Origin of the sequence: Empedobacter sp. GD03861 (assembly GCF_029840885.1) — a bacterium.
In the GTDB taxonomy this organism is placed as follows: Bacteria; Bacteroidota; Bacteroidia; order Flavobacteriales; family Weeksellaceae; genus Empedobacter; species Empedobacter falsenii_B.
Genome location: NZ_JAOCDJ010000046.1, coordinates 1 through 15,339 on the forward strand (window position 1 = coordinate 1; position 15,339 = coordinate 15,339).

Here is a 15,339-nt window from a genome sequence, read left to right on the forward strand (position 1 = left end):
TAAAATAGTATAAATAGTAACCTCTTTAAAAGTGATTTTAGGGAGGTTTTTTGTTTTATATGAAACCGTAGTATATTAAACTCTTTATAAAAAACATTCGTTTTAATTCTTCTACAATCATTTTAATTGATTCAATTTTTAATTGTTCTTATAGTCGTAATCATTATCTTTATTCCAAAGTTGATGCTATGTGTTTTCATGTAAAAGTGACCAAAACAAAAGAACAGATTGAAAAGAAATCAAGGTTGAAATTCAAACCTGAAGTTAGATTTGCGCCAAATCCTCATTTCAAAGGTTTTGATCATCCGAAATTACCTGTTATCACCAATCAACAAGATTATATTCATTTGTTCGAGTGGGGTTTAATTCCGCATTGGGCTGGAAATGATTTTAATTCGAATAACACCTTAAACGCACGTATTGAAACTATAGATGAAAAACCATCTTTTCGAGATGCTTACACCAATCGTTGTGTGATATTGGTTGATGGCTTTTATGAGTGGCGACACGAAGGCAAAGACAAAATCAAATATGATATCGGAATCAACAATAATTTGATGTGTTTAGCAGGATTATATTCAGATGACACGTTTACGATTGTTACGACTGAAGCTGTCGGCATTATGGATTATATCCACAATACAAAACATCGTATGCCTGTAGTTTTAAATGATGATGAAAACTTAATGAATTGGCTTAATTGTAAACCAATTGTTCCGTTTACTGATTTCAGCTACCAGCGTGAAGATGGTCAAGTGAGTTTATTTGGATAATTCGGATTTTATATGTCGAAATAAGATTTTTCTAACATCTTTGTTGTCTTGTTTTTGTTCGATAAATGATTTCATTTCGTCTAGATTTTCAAGTAAATGATCGCAATAGCCAAATCCTTTGTAAACTCCTTTTTCAATTAATACAATACCTTTTTCATTTTCAGTTCTTCCAACCAATTCAAATAAAAAGTCCTTTTTGGGTAAATGTATTGTTTTCAAAAATTGACGAACTCTTTTGTTGTAAAGCTTTGGCTCTTCGATATTAATACAAGCTCCGTTACATTCGTCTAAACTATATTGAAAACAACTTGATTTGGTTTTATATAAACCATTTATTTTTTGACAAAGCTTATATTTATCTGTAATGTAAAATAAATAATCTTTTGCTTCATTTAACGATGTAAATGAGATAATTTCGTTCCCAGAGTTATCAATTTTCTTCACAATTAATGCATGATAACCATCCGAATTTATTTCTTTGTTCAAAGCATAGAAAAACTTAATTTTTCGTTGAGCTCGATTAAATATTGGCAGATTTTGTTTGATTAATTCAGATTCTCTCAACAAAGCAATTAATTCATTTCCTGTATTTTCAAATTGTATAGAATGCGTAAAATGCTGAAGTTTAATTTCCTTTTTATCAAGTGATTTGAAATGCTGAATCAATCTTTTTCTGATATCAATACTTTTTCCAATGTAGATAATATCTTGCTTGTCGTTGTATAAATAATACACGCCACAAATATTTTTTGGAACTTGGTCAACCAACGTTTTCAATCTATCATTCAGTACCATAGCGCAAATTTACAGAATCAATTTTTAACTTTATTTTTTTAACACTTTTCGACGACACCTTGTAGCGTTTTAATTGCTCAACTTTGTAACATGATGTACGCTTTAGTTGACTGCAATAATTTTTATGCCTCGTGCGAACGAGTTTTTAATCCAACGCTGAATGGAAAGCCTGTTGTGGTACTTTCTAACAATGATGGTTGTGTAATTGCACGTTCTAATGAAGCCAAAGATTTGGGCATTCCAATGGGTGCTCCTGCTTTTGAATATGAGAATAATTTTAGATTAAATAAAATCAATGTTTTCTCTTCAAATTATGCTTTATATGCGGATATGAGTAATCGCGTGATGATGATTTTAAAATCCTATTGTCCTGATATTGAAATTTATTCGATTGATGAATCTTTTCTTCTTTTCAAAGGCTTTGATAACTATGATTTGGTGAAATATGCACAAGAAATTAAACAAAAAATATATACCATTACCAAAATCCCTGTTTGTATTGGTATTGCTCCTACAAAGGCTTTAGCTAAAGTGGCGAATCGAATAGCAAAGAAATTTCCTAAACATCATAATGGAGTTTATATGATTGATTCGAAAGAGAAAATAAACAAAGCCTTAAAATGGTTAAAATGTGAGGATATCTGGGGAATTGGGCGACGTTTAGCTAAACGTTTAGCTTTTATTGGTTGTAAAAACGCGTATGATTTTACATTATTGAGTGATGAATACATTAAACGAAATTTCTCCATCGTAGAATTGCGTTTGAAAAAAGAATTATTAGGCGAAAGCGTTTTAAAATTAGATGAAGTTCAACGCAAAAAATCAATTGCCACAACTCGAAGTTTTGAGAAAACAATCAATGATTATGAAAATCTGAAAGAGCGTGTTTCTACTTTTGCTGTTTCTTGTGCCGAAAAGCTTAGAAAAGAACAATCAAAATGCAACATTATTACTGTTTTTGTGATGACCAATCGTTTTGATGAAAAGCAATCATTTGTTTCAAACTCATTAAGTACAACCTTAGATTTTGATTCGAATTCGAGTATCGTTTTGTCAAAAACAGCTTTATTTTTATTGGATAAATTGGTTCCTGCAGAAGGCAAAGTTCCTGATTATAAAAAAGCTGGCGTTATCGTTTCCGCTATTACGCCCGATAATCAAGCACAGATGAATTTATTTCATACAGAATCTCCAAAACATAAAGCGTTGATGAGTGTGATGGATAAATTAAATGCAAATTATGGCGATCATATGCTTAAATTAGCTTCGCAAGATGTGCGTAGAAAATGGAAAATGAAGCAAGAACGTTTGTCGCCTTGCTACACAACAAGATTTACAGATATTTTAAATGTTTATTAAATGGTACATTTTATTCAAGTTCCGAAATTCTCAGAAGAGTTAATCAATATCCCTATCAAAACAGATGGTGAAAAACGATTTGTTCAATTTTTTGGTGATGTTTCAGCAGGTTTCCCCTCTCCTGCTGCTGATTTTGTACAGAATAATATTAGTTTGGATGAAATTTTACTGAATCATCCCGAAGCAACTTATCTTAATCGTGTGGGTGGCGAAAGTATGTATCCTGAATACCTAAAAGGTGATTTACTTATCATTCGATCTGATATCGAACCCAGACATCATGATGATATTGTAGTATCGGTCAACAATTCCGAATACACGTTCAAACGTTATGATGCCATCAACAAACAATTGATTTCTCTAAATCCGAAATACAAAAATTGTATTCAATTACAAGATGAAGATGTTGTCATTATTTTGGGTGTGGTTACAGATTTGGTGAGGCATAAGAGGAATTAAAAAAAACTATAAACTATTTTGATAATTTATATATAATCAATAATTTTATATCATAATTCAATCATCAAGAGTACATAAGGTACACCAACCGAGTTTAACAAACCACGGTGGTAAAGCGATGAGGGCTGTTCAGTCAAAAAATTGTTACTCCCTTTATTCTTAATGATTGATACTGTTTAATAAATTAAAGTATCAAAACAATGGAAAATTTAACTGAAAAATTTGAAAAAAACTTGATTTCACTTTCAGATCAAGAAGTAATTAACTCCTTCAATAAAGAGGTGGGTAATACTGGATGGGTTGCTGCACGAGCTCACTTTCTAAAAGCACTAACTAATCAATTCGAATCAAGAGAAATTGACTATTCAATCATTAAAAATGAAAATACAATTTCTTTCGCGAAAAAGGTTTTACTAAAGGAAAAAAAATTACACTATTAAAAAACATGAGCCGATTAGCATAAATAATCGGCTCATTTTATAAATTTATAACAATTCGTAAAGCTTTACCTCTCCTCCATTTTTTTCTTCGTAACTATTCGCCCAAGTAAAATAATCATATTCAATTTCTGACCAACTATTAGCTTCATATTCGAACCCATAGTTTAGGTTTACTTGATTCAATTCAAGCGAAACGTGTAACCGATCTTTGTCTACAAAATCAATTGATTTATCAAACAATGTGTTATTATTTAGTTTTTTTAATACAAGTTCAACCAAATTATTTGGATTATACTTTTTCAACATATCATCTAACATTATTTCGCCGACAATTACAAGGTCTAACGCTTCATTGAAACGATACAAAACCCAGTAATTTTTTAAAGATTGAACTTGATCGATTTCAAAATCAGAACAGGTACAAAACGTGACATCAGAATAAACTTGACACATCAATTTAAGTTTTGATAAATATACTTTTTTATTTCAAAAGCTTCTATCCTATTCTACCTTTTTATTCGTTGTTTATTATCATCACGTCTTATTTTGTCGCTATACTTCATTATATTTGAAAAACATTAACAAATATGGTTTACCGTAAATAATTATCCGTTATTATGACTTTATTTGCAGTTTAACATTTTGTATATTTACAACAAAGAATTGATAAACAATTATGGCTAAAAAAGTACAAACCAAAAGTACAGAAGAAATCCTTTGGGATGCAGCAAATAAATTACGTGGTTCGATAGAACCGTCAGAATATAAACACGTGGTATTGAGTTTAATCTTCTTGAAATTTGCAAGTGATAAATTCATCAAACGCAGAGAAGAATTAAAAGCAGAAGGTAAAGAAGCCTTCTTAGAAATACCAGAATTTTACCAGGCAGAAAATGTATTCTATTTACCAGAGGAATCGCGTTGGGAATACATTATCGAAAACGCCAAACAAGAAGATATTACCCTTAAAGTAGATACTGCGCTTAAAACGATAGAACGTACCAACAAATCGTTAGAAGGTGCGTTGCCAGATAATTATTTCTCAAGATTAGGATTGGATCAATCTAAGTTTTCGGCTTTGTTGGATACCATCAATAATATCGACACCTTAAAAGACGAAGCGCAGGATATTGTAGGTCGTGTGTACGAATACTTTTTAAGCAAGTTTGCTATTGCCGAAGGAAAGGGAAAAGGAGAATTCTATACGCCAAAGTCGATTGTAAATTTAATTGCTGAAATGATTGAACCGTACAAAGGGAAAATCTATGATCCGTCTTGTGGTTCGGGTGGTATGTTTGTGCAATCGTTGAAGTTTATCGAAAAACATCAAGGAAACAAAAAGGACATTTCGATTTACGGACAAGAATTAACAAATACCACGTTTAAACTGGCTAAAATGAACTTAGCCATTCGTGGTATTTCTGCCAATTTAGGCAACAAAGCAGCCGATACTTTTGCCGACGATCAGCACAAAGAATTGAAAGCCGATTACATCATGGCGAATCCGCCGTTTAATTTAAAAGATTGGCGAGCAGAAAATGAATTAACCGATGATTCACGTTGGACAGGTTATGAAGTGCCACCAAAATCGAATGCCAATTATGCTTGGATTTTGAATATGATTTCCAAACTATCTCAAAACGGAGTGGCTGGATTTATCTTGGCTAATGGCGCACTTTCGGGTGGTGGAGAAGAGTACAAAATCCGTAAACAAATTATAGAAAACGACTTGGTAGAAGCGATTGTAATTCTTCCTCAAAATATGTTTTATTCTACAGATATTTCGGTAACGCTTTGGATTTTGAACCGCAATAAAACAGAACGCACTGTAGAAGTAAATGATGGCGTAAAAAACTATCGTAATCGTGAAGGTGAAGTATTGTTTATGGATTTACGCCAAAAAGGGGAACCGTTTGAAAAGAAATTCATTCAGTTTGCTGAACAAGAAATTGAGCAGATAGCAGCAACCTATCATAACTGGCAACAAAAAGATTTTGAAACGACTTATGCGAATGAACCCGAATATTGTTACTCTGCAACCTTAGAGGAAATCCGTAAAAAAGATTATTCGTTGGTACCAAGTAAATACATAGCGTTTGTAAACCGTGACGAAAACATTGATTACGATACGAAAATGCAAACGTTGCAAACCGAATTGAAAGACTTGTTTCAGCAAGAAGAAACCTTGAAACAAGAAGTAGCAAACGTGTTTAAATCGTTGGGCTATGAGTTATAAAAAGTTAGGAGATATTGTCAAATTTATTTCCAATAAAAATGTAGATGGTATAGCAACTATTCTTTACGGAATTAATATTGATAAATACTTTATGCCTTCTGTAGCAAACACTATTGGAGTGGATTTAAAAAAATATAAAGTAGTTGTAAAGAATCAATTTGCATGTAATAGAATGCACGTTGGAAGAGATAAACGATTACCAATTTCAATGTCTACATTTGATTATCCATTTATTGTTTCTCCAGCTTACGATGTATTTGAAGTTACAGATGAAAATGTAATTCCTGAATATTTAATGCTTTGGTTTCGTAGAAGTGAATTTGATAGACAATGTTGGTTTTATACAGATGCAGACGTACGTGGTGGATTAAGTTTAGATGCATTAAAATCAATTGAAATTAGAATTCCATCCATCGAAAAACAACGCGAAATTGTAGCCCAATACCAAGCAGTAGCAAACAAAATAAAAGTCAACGAACAGATTTGCGAGAAGTTAGAAGCCACTGCGCAAACGTTGTACAAGCAATGGTTTGTTGATTTTGAATTTCCCTGCCTTCCTTCGAGCTATCGTCCTCACGGGCAGGTAAACCAAAATCTGCCAATCGATGAATATATTACTAAGATAGGAAGTGTTTGTACATATAGTAGGGTCGGTGGTTTACCCGTTTCAGATGGCAAAACTTGGTTTGTATATCTTATCTTATGTGAGAACGATTCTGTTTATAAAGGAATGACGAATGATTTATACCGTAGGTTTTACGAACACTATATGGGAGAAGGTGCTGAATGGACAAAACTTAATAAACCTTTAAAAGTTATTCATTGGGAAAGTTTTGCAACAAAGGAAGAAGCTGCAAAAAGAGAAAAAGATTTAAAAACAGGCTATGGTAGAACTTGGATAAGCAGGCAAATTGAAAAAGCAGGCGGAATTACTCAACTAAAAACCAGTTTACCTGCCCCGCAAACGGAGTTAAGGACGGCAGGGAAAATGGTGTACAACCAAGAATTAGAAAAGGAAATTCCTGAAGGTTGGGAGGTGAAAGAATTAGGGAACTTTATTCAAAGTTTCTCTAAGTCTCATGATTTTAAGAAGAAACAATTAATCTTTTTTAATACATCAGATATATTAAATGGTGAATTTTTACATTCTGAATATATGAATGTGGATGAAATGCCAGGTCAGGCTAAAAAATCTATCAAAAAGGATGACATATTGTATAGTGAAATCAGACCGAACAATAGAAGATTTGCATTGGTAAGAAATGATGCAGATGATTATGTGGTTTCTACTAAATTAATGGTATTAAGAAGATTAAATAATGAATTGGGATTATATAGAATATATTATTATTTAATATCTGATGAGACGATTAAAGATTTTCAAGATTCTGCAGAAGGAAGATCAGGTACATTTCCACAGATTACATTTGATGAAGATTTAAAATTCAGAAAAATTATATTTGGTTCAAAAGAGATTGAGGATAAAATGGAAAATATATTTAAAAATTGTTTTTATCAAGTTTACAATTTAAAAGACCAAAATAAACAACTCACACAACTTCAATCGTTGTTATTAAGTCGCTTAGCAACGTTAGAGGGGTAAAGAAAAACTAAATTACTATAAAAATCAACACAAATGGGAAAAGAAATTAGTATTAGCGAAGCATATATTAAACAATTTGTAGAAAGCTTACGACCAGAAGATCACGAGATACGCAAACAATTAGATTTTGGGTATTCTTGGGAAAAGAATACTGCTATTTTATATACGATTCGTCCATTTTGGAATAATCCGAACGAACTAATCCAATCAGAATTTGCTAAAATTCGCTATACAAAAACCACAAATGAATGGAAACTGTATTGGATGCGTGCTTCAGGCATATGGGAGTTGTATGAGCCACACCCAATTGCTGATAATTTACAAGATTTATTAGCGATTATAAAAGAAGATCAGTTCCATTGCTTCTTTGGGTAAAAAATACAAAACACTCCCAACTACAATCGTTGTTGTTAAGTCGCTTAGCAACGTTGGAGGGGTAAACGAAAATTAAACTACTATAAACTTAAGAAAGACTATAATAAATGAAGAAATCTAGATATTCAGTACCTAAAGGATATAAAGGAATAGCGAATAATATTAATTTGGAATTCAATACCAACTTAGCTGTTATTACTGGATTAAATGGTTCAGGAAAATCTACGATACTGAAGTATTTATATGAAAATTATTCTGATAGAAGCAAATGCTTTATAAAGACTTTACAAAACAATGATTTCCAAAATGGTGATAGAAGAAAGTTAATAGGCTCAAATTCAAATGACGAAATTTCTTTAGAGAACATTATAAAAGAGATTGAATCCATAGGTCTTAGAAGAAGAGGTAGAGTAAATTCTCCTTTTTTAGATAAAACTGATTTTTATTCTGCTTTATTCGATGTAGGAAGTATTTATTACGCTAATGGTTATTTGTATTTAGAAGGTATTGCTAATCTATTAGCTGATTATCAATTTGATGATCTAGATAATATAAAAAAAGAATTGGGAATTCCTACCTCCCATCAAATTGATAAAAAGTTAATTACTGAACTTAATAAAAATAAAGTTAATAACTCAACTATTTTTGGAATCCAAAAGGGTGGTAATATTTTGGAAAAATTTTATGCTTTAGGTTTTAATGAAGTACAAAGAGAGATTATTAATAAAATGCGTAAAAAAATTGAGGATGATTTAAAAATTGAACTTAGGAAAAAATCCAAGATTTCTAGCGAACATACTTTAAAAAAATATATATACGATTTAATCACAAAAGAATTTCGTTCGATCGAATCTATAGTTCAAAAAATGTCTAATAAGATATTTCAGGATTTTAAAAGTAAAAGTTCAAAAACTAAAACAAAAAAATTATGGGAGGAAATTAATGAAGAACTTGAAAAGTACTGTAAAAATGGACATTTTAAATATGTATTAGTACCACCTCAAAGTTTTGAATCAAACTATGAAATAGCATTTGATAGATATGATAAGCCATTAAAAAATTACATTCACTTTGATTCATTATCTAGTGGTGAAAAAATTATATTTGAACTAATTTGTTATTATTTTGCTGCGAAAGAATCAAAACTAGAACTTATAATGCTTGATGAGTTTGATGCTAACTTGAATCCTCAGTTAGCTGAAATGTATATTTACGTTATTAAAGAGCAATTCAAAAATATTAATGTAGTTCTTACCACTCATTCTCCATCAACTGTAGTTGAAGTTGAGCCTAAGGAATTGTTTGAATTAACAGATTCTCGTGAGCTTAAGTGTGCTAATGATGAGAATGGAAAAAGAGAGATTTTGAAGCGACTAGCTCCAAAGTTTGTTTATCATGGAGAATTTGGAATTTTAGAAGATGTATTTAATACAAAATATGATATGATTGTATTCCTTGAAGGAAACAATGATGTTAAAAATTTTGAATCAATTAAAGGCGATGATAGAATCAAATTCATTGATTCCAATGGATGTGGCAATATGCCTAATCTAGTAAGAATATTTAAAGCAATACCGTTTTTTAAGAATCTTGCAAACCAAAAACAAATAGCTTTTTTATTTGATTTTGATAAGGATGGTTTTGAAAAATTAGCAGAATGTATTTCTGATAAACAATTTAATTCACAATGCATTTACGACACAATAAGGAATAAAGAAGCATTTTGTTATAAAATGGAAGATTTAAATATTTTTGTTTCACATTTAATACCAGCTCAAAAACATTCTTGGCAAATTTCTGATGTATTTAGACACCAAGAATTAAAAATTGAAGGAATAGATGGAATTCATAGGCAATTTGACCATTTGAAAAAGATTAAGGACGGTTTTCATAACCTAATTGAAGCCCAATAAACCAATGAAATACACCGAATCACAATTAGAACAAGCTTTTATAAGTCTTTTGGTGATAGAGGAGTAATCAATTTTTTTGAAACAGTGGGCGAAGTTAGTATGGGCGAATTGCAATTCGCCCCAACAAAAAACTATCAGTATATTATACTTTTAAATAGCTAAGTTATGGAACAATACAACCCTCATAAACATCATCGAAGATCGATACGTTTGGTTGGCTATGATTATAGTCAAGCAGGATTGTATTTTGTTACTTTAGTTTGTCAAGATAGAGCGCATTTGTTTGGTACTATAAAAGATGGCATCATGTGTATGAATGAATTTGGGCAAATTGCAGCTGATGAGTGGTTACATACGCAGGAAGTACGAAATAATGTTGTATTGCACGAATTTGTCGTAATGCCTAATCATATCCATGGTATTATAGAAATATTATATCCTATAGAATCCTGCAATATTGTCGGCACATTTAAATCGCCTTCCCAAACCATAGGTGCAATCGTAAGAGGCTATAAAATAGCTACAATAAAAAAAATAAAAGAACTAGAAAGTAAGGGCGAAGAAAGTAAGGGCGAATACTGTAAGGGCAATTTGCAATTCGCCCCAACCGCCCCAACTTTCCCAACTAATCCAACGAGGGAAATCATAAAATCCTTAGCATATAAGATCTGGCAACGTAACTACTATGAACATATCATAAGAGATGAAAAGGCTTATATCAATATCAGAAATTACATTATTGAAAATCCTAAACGATGGATTAACGATGAATATAACCTATCACAGTAATAGCATAAGTAAGGGTGAAAATAGTAAGGGCGAAGATAGTAAGGACGAAGATAGTAAGGGCGAAAATAGTAAGGGTGAAAATAGTAAGGGCGAAGATAGTAAGGACGAAGATAGTAAGGACGAAGATAGTAAGGGCGAAAATAGTAAGGGTGAAAATAGTAAGGGTGAAAATAGTAAGGGCGAAAATAGTAAGGGCGAATTGCAATTCGCCCCAACAGCCCCAACAGCCCCAACAGCCTCAACGGAAATAAACGATGAATATAACCTATTATGAAATACATCGAATCACAATTAGAAAAAGCATTTATAAGCCTTCTGGAAACAGAAGGCTATCACTATATTAACGGAAAAGAATTAACAAGAACTTCTAACCAAGAAGTTTTACTCAAAGAAGATTTACATACTTTTCTTTTCAACAGCTATCCCGATTTAGAAGAAATAGAAGTTGAAACTTTAATCAATGAGTTGGCTTTTCAGAGCACTTCTACCCTATACGAATCTAACAAATACATCTGTAAGCTTTTAGCAGATGGATTGATTTTTAAACGAAACGACCCATCAAAGAAAGATTTACACATTCGTTATATTGATATTGAAAATACCGAAAATAATAATTTCAAAATTGTCAATCAATTGGAAATTCAAGGAAGCGAACTACGTATTCCTGATTTGATTTCATACATCAATGGAATTCCTGTCGTCGTCTTTGAATTTAAGACAGCGATAGAAGAAGAAATTACCATTCACGATGCTTACAAGCAATTAACGACACGTTACAAAAGAGATATCCCCGAATTACTAAAATACAATGTGTTTTGTGTGATTAGTGATGGGGTGAATAACAAAGCCGGAACAGTATTTTCTCCTTACGAATTTTACTACGGTTGGAATAAAATTACTGGAGCAGAAAAGAAAGCCTTAACAGGTATAGAAACCACAACTTCTATTGTACATGGAATGTTAAACCAAACAAGATTGGTCGATATTATTCATCATTTTGTATTGTTTCCAGATAATTCTAAAAGAGATGATAAAATTCTGTGTCGTTATCCGCAATATTATGCGGCAAATAAGTTGTATCAAAACATCTTAGTCCACCGTAAACCACAAGGTGATGGTAAAGGAGGTACATATTTTGGTGCTACGGGTTGTGGTAAAAGTTTTACGATGTTGTATTTAACACGTTTATTGATGCGTTCAACAGATTTTGCAAGTCCAACGATTATTATCATTTCTGATCGTACAGATTTAGACGATCAATTGTCGAAGGATTTTACCAATGCCAAGAAATTTATTGGAGATGAAAATATCATCAATATCGAATCGAGAGCCGATTTACGCGCGCGTTTGCGTGGTAGAGAAAGTGGCGGTGTGTTTTTAACTACGGTTCAGAAATTTGCCGAAGATGCTGAAATCTTATCCGATCGTACCAATATCATTTGTATTTCGGATGAAGCTCACCGTTCACAAGTCAATTTAGACTTAAAAGTAAAAATTGACGAAGAAAAAGGTGTAACCAAATCCTATGGTTTTGCCAAGTATTTACACGATTCTTTGCCCAATGCTACTTATGTTGGCTTTACAGGAACACCTATCGACAAAACGTTAGAAGTGTTTGGAGATGTGGTTGATCAATACACCATGTTCGAATCGGTAAATGATGAAATTACCGTTCGTTTGGTTTATGAAGGAAGAGCCGCTAAAGTCAATTTAGATTACAATAAAGTTCAAGAAATTGAAAATTATTACGAAAATGCAGTAGCCGAAGGCGCATCTGAATATCATGTAGAAGCCAGTCAAAAAGCCATTGCTAAAATGGAAGTTGTTTTAGGAGATGGTGACCGTATAAAAGCTATTGCGAAAGACTTTGTGGAACATTATGAAAATCGTTTGGAAGAAAACGCAACGGTAGCCGGCAAAGTAATGTTTGTATGTGCATCTCGTGGCATTGCATATAAACTATATAAAGAGATTTTAGCTTTACGACCTGAATGGGGAGAAATGATGCTTCCTGAAGGTTTAACCGCCAAAGAACAAAAAGAAATTAAACCTATAGAGCGTGTTAAAATGGTGATGACACGCAATAAAGATGATGAAAAAGAGCTTTGGGAACTTTTGGGTAATAAAGATGAACGAAAAGAATTAGACCGACAATTCAAGCAAATCAAATCCAACTTCAAAATTGCCATTGTCGTAGATATGTGGTTAACAGGATTTGATGTTCCTTTCTTAGATACCATTTATATTGATAAACCTTTACAAACACACAATTTAATACAAACCATTTCTCGTGTCAATCGTAAATACGAAGGAAAAGATCGCGGATTAGTAGTTGATTACATAGGAATCAAAAAGAATCTGAATAAGGCATTAGGAATGTTCAATAATCAAACGGCCGACGATGATTTTGAGGACTTAAATCAAGCTGAAATCATCGTTAGAGATCAAATGGATTTATTACGTCAATATTTTCATCAATTTGATGCTACTGATTATTACCAAGGTAATCCCGTTAAACGATTAAGCTGTTTAAACAAAGCTTCTGAATTGGTTTTACAAACTGAAGATTCAGAAAAATTCTTTGTGAATGTAACGAAGAAATTGAAATCAGCCTATAATTTGGTGAGTGGTTCTGAATTGTTCACGCCTAAAGAAGTCGATGAGTTACATTTCTATTTTGCGGTGAAATCTATTGTGGTAAAATTGACAAAAGGCGAAGCACCTGATACAGCTCAAATGAATGCTAAAGTGGCTAAATTGGTAGAAGAAGCTATTATTTCGGAAGGAGTTGAAGAAATATTTAAGCTCGATGATAATAAGGCAAATGCGATTGATTTATTCAACGATAAATTCATTGAGAAAATCTCTAACCTAGAATTACCGAATACCAAAATTAAAATCTTAGAACGTTTATTAAAACAAACCATCAACGATTTTAAAAAGGTGAATAAAGTAAAAGGACAAGATTTTTCAGAACGTTTACAATCCATCATCAACCGTTACAACGAACGTAGCGAAGGTGATATTTTAGATTATGAAGGCATTCAGTTTGATACAGCAGAACAAATGTTGGACTTAATTATCAAACTTCGAGTTGAAATGGATTCGTTCCAAGATTTAGGCATCGACTATGAAGAAAAAGCTTTTTACGATATTTTGGACATGATTTGCAAACAATACGGTTTTGAATTCGATAACGACAAAATGCTAGAGCTTGCTCGTGAAATAAAAATAATTGTAGAAAATACAGCCAAATATCCCGATTGGTGCGACCGTGATGATATTAAAGCACAACTTAAGATGGATATCATCGTTAAATTACATCAATACGGCTACCCTCCTATTACGCAGGATGATGTGTATAAGAATGTATTAGAACAAGCAGAAAATTTTAAGAAGAATAGGTAAAAATGGAACAGAAAAAATTACTTGAGATTTCAGATGAATTATTGGATTTACTTCTTGATTTTAAGAAAGATCATCCAGATTTTACTTTTTCACTAAGAGAAAGAGATAGCCCGCAAGCAAAAGATGTAAAACGATTAGAAAAAGGTCAATGGTTTCAAGGTTCAAACTATATTTATGTACCACTTTTCAGAAAAGGGGATAATGCGCGTAAAATAAAAACAATTGGATTTGTTGTAGGTTCAAATAAAGAAGGAGAACAAACTAATTATATCGAAATTTCATTTAAAAAAGGAGATTTTACAAACGAAGAAATTAGTTTCCATAAAGAACTCTCCGAAATTTTCGACATAAAGCTAAATAACGAAAATGTTGGATATTTTCAATTCGACGATCCTAAAAACTATATTGAAAATCTTGGCTTTTACTTAAACGAGTTTAGATCTAAAGCTTTAGAATTATTAAAATCATATAAATTAGAAGATCGATTTTTAATCACAGAAGATAATTTTCAAAAAAGATTAGAGAAGATTAATGAAATTAAGAAAGTTTTAGGTGATCCTAGTTATAGTATAAACAATCTAAATACAATTATTAAAGAATCTGAAGAAAAAATAATGAAACAGCCTCTTAACCAAATACTTTACGGTCCTCCTGGAACAGGAAAAACGTATTCTTTAAAACAAAAATTCTTTGATTTATTTACCGTACGAGAAAACTCGTTATCTAGAGAGCAGTTTTTGAATGAATTAGTTAAACCTTTGAGTTGGTGGCAAGTTATTACAATTGTATTATTAGATATTAATAAAGCAAGAGTAACTGAAATATATGATCATGAACTAATTAAAATTAAAGAGTCTCAATCTGCATCAAAGACAATAGTTCCAACCATTTGGGGACAATTACAAGCGCATACAGTCAACGATTGTCCGAATGTAAATGTTGAAAAAAGACAGAACCCACTATATTTTTCAAAAGATAAGAATTCTATTTGGACGATCGATTTAAAGTTAGTTGAAGAATTATATCCTGAAATTATTGAAATATTTAATTCTTTTAAAAATTTTAATCCTTCTCCAAATAAACTTATAAAAAATTATGAATTTGTTACTTTTCATCAATCTTTTACTTATGAAGATTTTATAGAAGGTATAAAACCTGATTTAGAAAACGAAGATGGAGAGATAAAATA

Annotated in this window: 14 protein-coding genes and 1 riboswitch; of the genes, 12 read left to right on the plus strand and 2 right to left on the minus strand. The window is 31.8% G+C overall.

Features of this window, described 5'->3' with window-relative positions:
* Window positions 1-188: 188 nt before the first annotated feature.
* Entirely contained in the window at window positions 189-773 is a 585-nt protein-coding gene (locus N5D03_RS13425) for an SOS response-associated peptidase (RefSeq protein ID WP_125350700.1), read from the plus strand.
* On the opposite strand, the gene N5D03_RS13430 is transcribed toward N5D03_RS13425, so the two are convergent.
* Window positions 762-1,568 (minus strand): GIY-YIG nuclease family protein, encoded by an 807-nt coding sequence (locus N5D03_RS13430; protein ID WP_280051951.1) that lies wholly within the window; start codon window positions 1,566-1,568, stop codon window positions 762-764. The two genes, N5D03_RS13425 and N5D03_RS13430, sit on opposite strands and share 12 nt — an antisense overlap.
* Window positions 1,569-1,658: 90 nt before the next feature.
* Here N5D03_RS13430 and N5D03_RS13435 point away from each other — a divergent pair, with 90 nt between their 5' ends.
* The 3 genes from N5D03_RS13435 to N5D03_RS13445 all read left to right on the plus strand — a co-directional run bounded on the left by N5D03_RS13435 (window position 1,659) and on the right by N5D03_RS13445 (window position 3,826).
* The gene (locus tag N5D03_RS13435; RefSeq protein ID WP_347880924.1) at window positions 1,659-2,927 is read left to right on the plus strand and encodes a Y-family DNA polymerase; all 1,269 of its coding nucleotides are present in this window, start codon (window positions 1,659-1,661) and stop codon (window positions 2,925-2,927) included.
* Complete coding sequence (locus N5D03_RS13440) at window positions 2,928-3,386, plus strand: S24 family peptidase (RefSeq protein ID WP_038330372.1); 459 nt, start codon at window positions 2,928-2,930, stop codon at window positions 3,384-3,386.
* Window positions 3,387-3,442: 56 nt separating this feature from the next.
* Window positions 3,443-3,537: riboswitch (SAM-I-IV-variant riboswitch) on the plus strand.
* 49 nt (window positions 3,538-3,586) lie between these two features.
* Window positions 3,587-3,826 carry a hypothetical protein gene (locus tag N5D03_RS13445; RefSeq protein WP_038330370.1) on the plus strand — a complete coding sequence of 80 codons (240 nt, stop codon included), beginning with the start codon at window positions 3,587-3,589 and terminating at the stop codon, window positions 3,824-3,826.
* A 45-nt stretch (window positions 3,827-3,871) separates the two neighbouring features.
* On the opposite strand, the gene N5D03_RS13450 is transcribed toward N5D03_RS13445, so the two are convergent.
* Entirely contained in the window at window positions 3,872-4,279 is a 408-nt protein-coding gene (locus N5D03_RS13450; protein ID WP_038330368.1) for a hypothetical protein, read from the minus strand.
* A gap of 223 nt (window positions 4,280-4,502) precedes the next feature.
* Between N5D03_RS13450 and N5D03_RS13455 the strand changes: the two genes are divergently transcribed.
* From N5D03_RS13455 to N5D03_RS13490, 8 genes are all read left to right on the plus strand, one after another.
* On the plus strand, window positions 4,503-6,062 hold the full coding sequence (locus tag N5D03_RS13455) for a type I restriction-modification system subunit M (RefSeq protein ID WP_038330367.1): 1,560 nt from the start codon (window positions 4,503-4,505) through the stop codon (window positions 6,060-6,062).
* Window positions 6,052-7,665, plus strand: coding sequence for a restriction endonuclease subunit S (locus tag N5D03_RS13460; RefSeq protein WP_084106806.1), 1,614 nt, complete (start codon window positions 6,052-6,054; stop codon window positions 7,663-7,665). The genes N5D03_RS13455 and N5D03_RS13460 overlap by 11 nt, the downstream gene beginning before the upstream one ends.
* Window positions 7,666-7,698: 33 nt before the next feature.
* Window positions 7,699-8,040 carry a DUF3024 domain-containing protein gene (locus tag N5D03_RS13465; RefSeq protein WP_038330365.1) on the plus strand — a complete coding sequence of 114 codons (342 nt, stop codon included), beginning with the start codon at window positions 7,699-7,701 and terminating at the stop codon, window positions 8,038-8,040.
* A 107-nt stretch (window positions 8,041-8,147) separates the two neighbouring features.
* Window positions 8,148-9,953, plus strand: a complete 1,806-nt coding sequence (locus tag N5D03_RS13470; protein WP_280051952.1) for an AAA family ATPase — start codon at window positions 8,148-8,150, stop codon at window positions 9,951-9,953.
* Window positions 9,954-10,118: 165 nt separating this feature from the next.
* On the plus strand, window positions 10,119-10,742 hold the full coding sequence (locus N5D03_RS13475; RefSeq protein WP_280050313.1) for a transposase: 624 nt from the start codon (window positions 10,119-10,121) through the stop codon (window positions 10,740-10,742).
* Window positions 10,720-11,016 carry a hypothetical protein gene (locus N5D03_RS13480; protein ID WP_280051954.1) on the plus strand — a complete coding sequence of 99 codons (297 nt, stop codon included), beginning with the start codon at window positions 10,720-10,722 and terminating at the stop codon, window positions 11,014-11,016. The genes N5D03_RS13475 and N5D03_RS13480 overlap by 23 nt, the downstream gene beginning before the upstream one ends.
* Window positions 11,013-14,150 carry an HsdR family type I site-specific deoxyribonuclease gene (locus N5D03_RS13485; protein WP_280051956.1) on the plus strand — a complete coding sequence of 1,046 codons (3,138 nt, stop codon included), beginning with the start codon at window positions 11,013-11,015 and terminating at the stop codon, window positions 14,148-14,150. The genes N5D03_RS13480 and N5D03_RS13485 overlap by 4 nt, the downstream gene beginning before the upstream one ends.
* 2 nt (window positions 14,151-14,152) lie before the next feature.
* Window positions 14,153-15,339 (plus strand): hypothetical protein (locus N5D03_RS13490; RefSeq protein ID WP_280051958.1); only part of this gene is annotated, 1,187 nt, incomplete at its 3' end.